Here is a 7884-nt window from a genome sequence, read left to right on the forward strand (position 1 = left end):
TTCATCTTCTTATTCCATCGCCAAGCGGCATCGCCGGGAGCATACTCTGGGCGCTATTTTTTGATGTTGGCTTCCGCGATAACCTCATAACCGGCTTCGGACAAATGCTCTTTTAACGCTTGCAGCGCGGCCGTACCGACGGCAATATCCTGCTCGCCGTTTCCTCCGCTGATTCCCACGCCGCCGATTACTTCCCCGTTCACCACAATCGGGAAGCCTCCGACAAACACGGCAAATTTTCCGGGAAACATGAGCTGTATTCCATACGCCTCATTATTGGGAAGCGCCGGACCGTTGGGCGGCGTGTTGAACAGATGCGTGGAGCGTTTATGTCCCGCTGCCGTAAACGCTTTGGCTATGGATATCTCAGGCCCCGTGATTCTGGCGCCGTCCATTCGTTCGAGCGCGATCAGATAGCCGCCGTCGTCAACAATGGCAATTGTTTCCGGGACATTGATTTCTCTCGCCTTGGCGAGGCCAGCTTCAATCATCAGCTTGGCTTCTTTCAATTCCAGTCTTAACGCTTGCTTCATGGTCCAAATTCTCCTTTGATCCGTTTTAATATCCCAAATAAACCATTTTGATCTGTGTGAAAAATTCCAGGCCGACCCGTCCGGATTCGCGGAAAGTCGATGTGCTCGAATTCTTAAGGCCGCCAAAAGGCGCATTGATCAAATTGCCGGTCGTCGTCCTGTTCACTTTGACGGTCCCGGATTGAATTCGTTTGGCAAAACGGGATGCCGTCGCGATGTCCTTCGTTACAATCGATGCCGACAGGCCGTATTCCACATCGTTGGCCACTCGTATGGCTTCCTCAAAGCTATCCACGGTAAGAACAGAAATGACCGGACCGAAGATCTCTTCCTGGGCAATTCTCATATTCGGTGCGACATCGGTAAACACTGCCGGTTGGAGATAATAGCCTTTTTCGTAAAGCTCTCCCTCTGGGCGCATCCCGCCGATCTGCAGCTTGGCGCCTTCCTCCTGGCCGATTCTGACATATTCGGAAACCGTTTTAAACTGCCTTTCATTTGCCAGCGGACCGACTTCCACGCTTTCGTCCAAGCCGTTGCCGATTTTCAGCTGCTTGGTTTTTTCGACCAGCTTGGAAACGAATTCGTCAGCCTTCGCGCGCATCACAATCACTCGACTTGTACCTGTGCAAGCTTGACCGGACAAATCGAATCCGCCTTTAATCGTCAGATTGACAGCCAAGTCGATATCCCCGTCTTCCATAACGATGATCGGATTTTTCCCGCCAAGCTCCATTTGCGTTCTTGTTGTCAGAGAAACTTTGTTCTGAATCGCTCTTCCCGTTTCCGTGGAGCCGGTAAACGTAATCGCCTTGATGGCCGGATCGGTCGCCAAAGGATCGCCCAACTGAGAGCCGGATCCGGTGACGAAGTTCAGAACACCTGCGGGCAAGCCCGCTTCTACCAAAGCCTCGACAAGCCGCAGTGCGATCAACGGAGTTTCCGAGGCAGGCTTGAACACAACGGTATTCCCCGTGATCAACGCAGGGGCAATTTTCCTCGAAGGGATGGAAATCGGAAAGTTCCAAGGTGTTATAACCGAAACGACACCCAACGGTTCACGAATGCTGTAAACCACGGAATTCGCATCATCGACCGGATAAGTTTCCCCGCCGAAGCTCAGTCCTTCCTCCGCATAAAAGCGAAAGGTGGCCGCAGAGCGTTTGATTTCTGCACGGGCCAAAAAGATGATTTTGCCTTCTTCTCTGGTCAATTCCTCGGCATACTGCTCAACGCGGTTTTCCAGCAAGGAAGCCGCTTTTTTCAAAATTTCCGCTCTTTTGGACGGCGCCGTATTGGACCAGCTCTCAAAAGCAGCCTCAGCCGCACGGATCGCCCTGATCGCGTCCTCCGTCGTGCCTGCAGGAAATCTGCCTACAACGTCCGTTATATCGGCTGGATTGACGCTGTCGAATGTTTTTCCGTTCGAGGATTCGGTCCATTGTCCGTCAATCAGCATGGAAAATGTTTTCACTTCCGTTTTTAACATTCCGGCTCATTTCCTTTCTTTCTTCGACTCATATTACGGACTAACCTGTATTTGCAAGAACGGCAGTCTCCCGCTGATCATCCGAGACACTGCCGTTCTCATTTCAATTGATATTGAATCTTACGCCTGGACTTTTGCTTCCAGATCCTGCTTGACATATGCGTCGTACAAGCCTTGCATGTAGCTCCAGCGCATCTCGGCGCCTTGACGGATGAACTTCAGGCAGCGCTCTTGCAGTTCCGGTGTATTCGCATGCTCCAATACGATCTGATAGCCGCGTTCGCCGTGGATTTCATCGGATACGATATGAAGATCGAAGAACTCAACTTCCTCTTCAGTGAATCCATATTTTTCTTTAAGCGGCGGCAGCTGTTTGCGGTAAATGGCCGGAACCTGGGATTCCAGTCCGACAACCAAAGCTGCAGTGGCAACAACAAAATGCTCGCGGATGGCAACCGCATAACACCAGGACTGAAGTCCTCTGGTCGTAGCCAGCATGTGATCAGGATTCGTTACGTTCGCTTCCGTCGTACCGCAAGCTTCTGCAAAACGGATCAGCAAATCGGTATGCCGAACATCCGCTAATTCTTCTTCGTACATATTCTGAAGAGTAAAGTCTTTCGCATCGGTGTACTGATCCGGAATGTTCGCATAAATATAAGCCAGATAATCAGCAAAAGGCCCTACATAATGATAGTGGTTTTCCGCCCAGCGGGCAAAATGACTGCGCTCCAATTTCCCTTCAGCCCATGCAACGCTAAACGGGGAAGCTTGAGAGTGCACACCTTTGATGGCTTCTTCCATCTGTTTGCGAAATTCTTCGCGCGACAACAATTCCATTCTTGTTTCCTCCCTGTTAATAAAGTTCGGTGGATCTGCAGCCGTCAAACAAAATAATCCGGAAACACCATCGATGATTTCAATTAATTAGAATACTAAATATTGTATACCGTTAATTTGTTTGACGGACTGCAAAACCCGAAGTGTAACTGCTTTCATTTAAGCACAGCGAGCTCTCGTTTGATCACAATTAAACTGTACTTGAAGCAGAATAAAATGTCAATATGTTTTTTGTATTTGGTATACCAAAAATTATTTTGAACAAAAACCTGTGGATTTACCTCCTGTTTATATGCTTACCAGATTATAACCGCCAAAATTGTCGAGATCACAAGACCCGCGATGACAGGGATCATATTTTTCCTTGCCAAATCAATTACGTTGACGCCTGAAAAGCCGGCCACGGCAACAAGGGATGACCAAGCAACAATTGTGCCTCCGCCTGTCCAGACGGCGCCCATTTGTCCAATTGCCGCAAGTGTGGCCGGATCAACGCCGACACTGGCGCCCATCGCTCCGGACAGTCCGCCCGTTAACGGCAGTCCCGAAAAACCGGATCCGTCGAGACCGGTTATAATCCCTACCAGCAAAATTCCCAATGCGCCCAGGAAACCGTTCTGAGGTATCGCATGCTGAATCGATTGCACAAGATCGAACAGGAATGCCGGTTTGGCGGCGTCCCCTGAAATACCGAGAATCGAACCCGAGAAGTCGCTGCTTCCAAGGAAGAAAAATCCGGCGATCGGAATGACAGGTCCCATTGCTTTGAAGGCAAATACAAATCCGTTGACCATATGATCCGCAATATTGTCCAATACAGACGTTGAGCCTTTTCTATGTGTGAAAGAAGCGAAAATCAGCAGCAGAATGGCAACCCCGCCGATGAACGCAGCTCCGTCACCGCCTTCGAATCCCCCGAACGAACCTTTGCCCACTTTACTGAGCACCATATAGACGATAACCAGCAGCATCGCTAAAGGCACCAGCACAGCAAACAATTTGGACCATTTGTTCTCTGCGCTTTCAGCTGCTGCGGCTACTTCTTTCTTTACGTCTTCGGGTCCTTCCAGCTTGGCCAATTCCAATTCAATGCTTGCATCTCCCGGCTTCTTGATGCCTTTGCGCAAAAACACATACGCCAGCCCAATGGATAATGCCCCAGTGATTAATGAAAGAATCATGCCCCTGTCCGCTACAAGCGCTTTATCCACGCCCGCTGCTTTGGCGCTCAGCATCGGAGCCACCTGCATGACGTAGTCGGACGAAAGCGCCATCCCCTGTCCGGCAATGGCTACCGCCACGGCAGCTCCCATTGTCGGCAGTCCGGCCCTGACGGCGGCCGGTATCAGCAATGCGCCGATCAGCGGAACGGCAGGTGTCGGCCAGAAGAAGAGCGAGATAAAATAAGTAATGCCGATAAGAACAAAGAAAGCCACATGACCGTTCGTCATGAATTTCCCGATCGGTTGAATCATCCTCCTGTCCGCCCCGATCACTTTCAGCGCATCCAAAAGCGCGACCATGAAGGTAATGATCAGAAAAATACTGAACAGCTCTTTCGCAGCCGTCAAGTTGGCGTTAAAAATAGCCTGCAGCCCTTTAACCAAGCTTCCGCTGTATATCCAGCCCACCAACAGCGTGCCGACAAGCGTCGGGATGACAACTCCTCTTCTGAACAGCATCGTAACGATAACCACCAAAGTAGCCAATGCATAAATCCAATGGGAACCTGTTAACACAACGTTCATGTTTTTGCCTCCTACAATAATGTAATCGCTTACATAACTAAAATTCACTAAAAATTTAACTTAAAAGCAACTTGCGAAGAGCCAGACTCAATTGCTCCAGCGCTTCCTCGACAATTTCCCGTCCGGCTTCCAAACTTGCCGCTGTTGCATCTCCAATACAGCCGTTGGACGTCATTTCATCATAATAATAATGCCCTTGAAGCGGCTGTCCGGGTCTCAGCAGTCGCCAGTCACCTTCCACTATCACCCCCTTCTCGAGCTTATCCTGACGAATCAGCTGCGGAGCCAAATACATGGCTTCGGAAACCTCTCTCTCACAACTGTGACCAAAGAGCGTGGAGTGGACGTGCTGTTTGATTGCTGCTTTTGCCGAGGCAGTTGTTTTCGCATAGTAAACTTTAACATCCAATTCTTGGGAAATTTCAGCGCTGGCTACACTTAACGTTGATTGATTCCCTCCATGCGCGTTCAGCAGCAAAAAATTCCGCAAACCATGCTGCTTCAAAGACCAAATCATATCCCGCAGCACACTGATCAAAGTGCTCGGTTTCAGGGTGATGGTACCGGGAAAATGAATGTGGTGGATGGAAACTCCCATATTGACCGTTGGAGTGACTAAAGCGTAAGGATGAAGCTTTTGGGCAAGTCGATGCGACATCGATTCAGCCAAAACCGCGTCACAGCTTTCCGCCATATGCGGTCCGTGCTGCTCATGCGCCCCGACGGGAATAATGGCGAGTTTGACGGTTTTTAATGCTTCGGCAACCTCCGGCCATGTCATTTTTGTTAGATCATAAAAATCCACTTCCGTTCACCTCGTTTCGTCTTGGAATCAATTTTGGTATACAAAATATAATAAACTACAATTCACATTTTGTACACATTTTTTTAATAATTTGATAAAAAATATCAACGGCCCTTTAAATCCCCGTAGCCTTTGATATCCATCTTAAACCGTTTCGCAAGAAAATATGAGGAATGAATCGAAAAAATGCGTTTGATCGCATCGAATGATTGAAGGGGAATATAAAGAGGAAACCGCGGCAGCAGTTAATTTTCTTGTTCAAGCTCAAGATCATTGGTGATGAAGAGCTGGCACGTCAGACGATATCCCAAATTCAATTTCTCGCCAAGCATCTTTTGTTCCTTCCAATTGGGGGGATCCAGATGTTCCCCGCCCTTGATGATTTTGCTGACACATTTGGTGCACCGGCCCATGCCGCAGCCATATTTTACGTTCGGAAATTGTTTGATTCCAGCTAATACGACGAGATTGGCATTATCCTTGACTTCCTGAACATGAGTGAAACCGTTGCGGCGGAAAGTGATGATCGGCATTAGAGCCACCCTCCCTGGATCATTGTTTCATTTCATTATAACCGTTTTTATTTTGGTATACAATATACTATTTTGTTGATCTTTTATGCTAACTTCTTATACTTTAATTACATCGAAACCAAAATGAAAACGCATTCGTTTTGTTACACATTTTATAGATTATCGTCAAACTTTCGAACCTTCAAGCAGAAAAAATTCTCAATCGCACCCAACCAAATATTTTAGCAAAACAAAAATTTTTCAATTCCGCACAAAAAAATATTGGCACGAAAGGTTTTATCGTTTAAAATAAGAAAAGTTTCAATTGATAATAATTATCATTCTCTGTGAATGTGTCGACTAACCTTTGAATTACTTTTGTGAAAGAGGGGCAAGCTGATGAATTTCAAAAGAGTCGTACGCTATTTTGCACTGTTGCTCGCATTATTGCTTTTTCCCTTACCACTTCATGCACAGGGAACCACCGAAGCATTGAAGCAGGCTGACGTCTATGTTCAGCAAGCTTTGGAATCCGCCAAATCCGGAGATTTTGACAAGGCGAAAATGGAGTTCATGAAGTTCTACACGTCATGGTTCACCTTCGAGGAGGGCATTAAAGAGACATCCAAAGACGCGTATCGCGAGATTGAGGATTTGATGGGACAGATTCAGTTTGCCTTTGCACAAAATCCAGTCAATCGCGAAAATGTTCTCTCCTTCCTCGCCAAACTGAAACAAACCAATCACAGCATTATCGAAGGAACCTACGGACCGAACAAAGAGAATACCCCAGCCAAAGGAGAAGGCAAGGATGTCGGCGCACTGGTGCAGCTGCTTGAGCATGCTTTGAAGGAGCTAGATGAGCCGAATGTTCCGGCCGCTAAGGAGGATATCGAGCTTTTCCGCCAATCCTGGCTCAGCGTGGAAGGAACTGTGCTGACTCAATCGCAAAAAGTATATGAGGACACTGAAAAAGATATGGTGGCCGTATACGCCCTGTTGTCGGCAAATCCGCCGAACACGGATGAAGCCAAACAGATGCTTGGCAGAATGCGCGACTATCTGGCTCCGCTGGCCGGTAAAACCACCTATACCTTTATCGACGCCACCTCCATCATTTTACGCGAGGGACTTGAAGCCCTTCTCGTCATTATTGCCCTTCTCGGCTTTCTGCAGAGAAGCGGCCACCGGGAGAAAACCAAGTGGATCTGGTCTGGAGTCACCGTAGGACTCTTGGTCAGCATTGTGCTTGGAGTCATTGTGCAGGTCATGTTTTCTACCGGAGCGTTCGGTCAAAACAACTTCCTGATTGCCGGTTGGACGGGGCTGTTCGCCGCAGTCATGCTTTTGTATATGAGCTACTGGCTGCACAGTAAGGCAAACATCGCGAAGTGGCAGCAGTATATTCGCGATCAAAGCAATCGTGCCTTGGCGACAGGAAGCCTGGTATCGCTTGCCCTGCTGTCCTTTCTCGCGGTTTTCAGAGAGGGTACGGAAACCGTCTTATTTTTCATCGGTCTTGCCTCCTCCATTCATTTGTATAGCTTATTTTTGGGAATAGGATTGGGTATCGCTTTATTGATTCTGCTCGCTGTTTTGATCTTGAAGGTCGGTCTCAAAATCCCCATGCGCCCCTTCTTCCTTATTTCCAGCGCGCTGGTCTTTTACCTCTGCTTCAAATTTACGGGCATGGGGATACGCAGCATGCAGCTGGCCGGGCTGCTTCCGGCCACTTATAACGATTCCATCCCTACCGTCAACTTTTTGGCCGTTTATCCTACATGGGAAAGCACCGTGCCGCAATTGATCCTGTTTTTTGCGGCAGTCACTTTGCTTGTAAAGAATAGATCATTGAAATTGTCAAGACCGAAATAGAATTCCCCAAAATAATCAGTTAAAAATTCCCCAGTAATAGGGATAAGGTTGCCCCCCTAGGGGGGCAAAAAATCGGAAAAAT

The 7884-nt window shown here is 48.0% G+C and carries 7 protein-coding genes; 1 reads left to right on the forward strand and 6 read right to left on the reverse strand.

Annotation, left to right across the window (positions count from 1 at the left end; translation table 11 throughout):
* Positions 1-53 precede the first annotated feature (53 nt).
* The 6 genes from VF724_RS06315 to VF724_RS06340 form a co-directional block, all read right to left on the reverse strand.
* Positions 54-533, reverse strand: coding sequence for a GlcG/HbpS family heme-binding protein (locus tag VF724_RS06315; RefSeq protein ID WP_371753375.1), 480 nt, complete (start codon positions 531-533; stop codon positions 54-56).
* 25 nt (positions 534-558) lie between these two features.
* Entirely contained in the window at positions 559-2022 is a 1464-nt protein-coding gene (locus VF724_RS06320; RefSeq protein ID WP_371753376.1) for an aldehyde dehydrogenase family protein, read from the reverse strand.
* A 120-nt stretch (positions 2023-2142) separates the two neighbouring features.
* On the reverse strand, positions 2143-2862 hold the full coding sequence (locus VF724_RS06325) for an iron-containing redox enzyme family protein (protein WP_371753377.1): 720 nt from the start codon (positions 2860-2862) through the stop codon (positions 2143-2145).
* A 296-nt stretch (positions 2863-3158) separates the two neighbouring features.
* Complete coding sequence (locus VF724_RS06330; RefSeq protein ID WP_371753378.1) at positions 3159-4610, reverse strand: hypothetical protein; 1452 nt, start codon at positions 4608-4610, stop codon at positions 3159-3161.
* 55 nt (positions 4611-4665) lie between these two features.
* Positions 4666-5415, reverse strand: coding sequence for a creatininase family protein (locus VF724_RS06335; RefSeq protein ID WP_371753379.1), 750 nt, complete (start codon positions 5413-5415; stop codon positions 4666-4668).
* Between the two features lie 245 nt (positions 5416-5660).
* Positions 5661-5948: a 2Fe-2S iron-sulfur cluster-binding protein gene (locus tag VF724_RS06340; protein ID WP_371753380.1), complete on the reverse strand. Its 288-nt coding sequence runs from the start codon at positions 5946-5948 to the stop codon at positions 5661-5663.
* Between the two features lie 378 nt (positions 5949-6326).
* On the opposite strand from VF724_RS06340, the gene VF724_RS06345 reads away from it, so the two are divergent.
* Entirely contained in the window at positions 6327-7802 is a 1476-nt protein-coding gene (locus VF724_RS06345) for an FTR1 family iron permease (RefSeq protein WP_371753381.1), read from the forward strand.
* Positions 7803-7884: the final 82 nt, after the last annotated feature.

This window comes from Ferviditalea candida (genome assembly GCF_035282765.1).
In the GTDB taxonomy this organism is placed as follows: Bacteria; Bacillota; Bacilli; order Paenibacillales; family KCTC-25726; genus Ferviditalea; species Ferviditalea candida.

What these genes read in the sequence shown, in the direction of transcription:
- VF724_RS06315 (WP_371753375.1), bottom strand. Translation starts at nt 533, where the DNA reads ATGAAGCAAGCGTTAAGACTGGAATTGAAAGAAGCCAAGCTGATGATT.
- VF724_RS06320 (WP_371753376.1), bottom strand. Translation starts at nt 2,022, where the DNA reads ATGTTAAAAACGGAAGTGAAAACATTTTCCATGCTGATTGACGGACAA.
- VF724_RS06325 (WP_371753377.1), bottom strand. Translation starts at nt 2,862, where the DNA reads ATGGAATTGTTGTCGCGCGAAGAATTTCGCAAACAGATGGAAGAAGCC.
- VF724_RS06330 (WP_371753378.1), bottom strand. Translation starts at nt 4,610, where the DNA reads ATGAACGTTGTGTTAACAGGTTCCCATTGGATTTATGCATTGGCTACT.
- VF724_RS06340 (WP_371753380.1), bottom strand. Translation starts at nt 5,948, where the DNA reads ATGCCGATCATCACTTTCCGCCGCAACGGTTTCACTCATGTTCAGGAA.
- VF724_RS06345 (WP_371753381.1), top strand. Translation starts at nt 6,327, where the DNA reads ATGAATTTCAAAAGAGTCGTACGCTATTTTGCACTGTTGCTCGCATTA.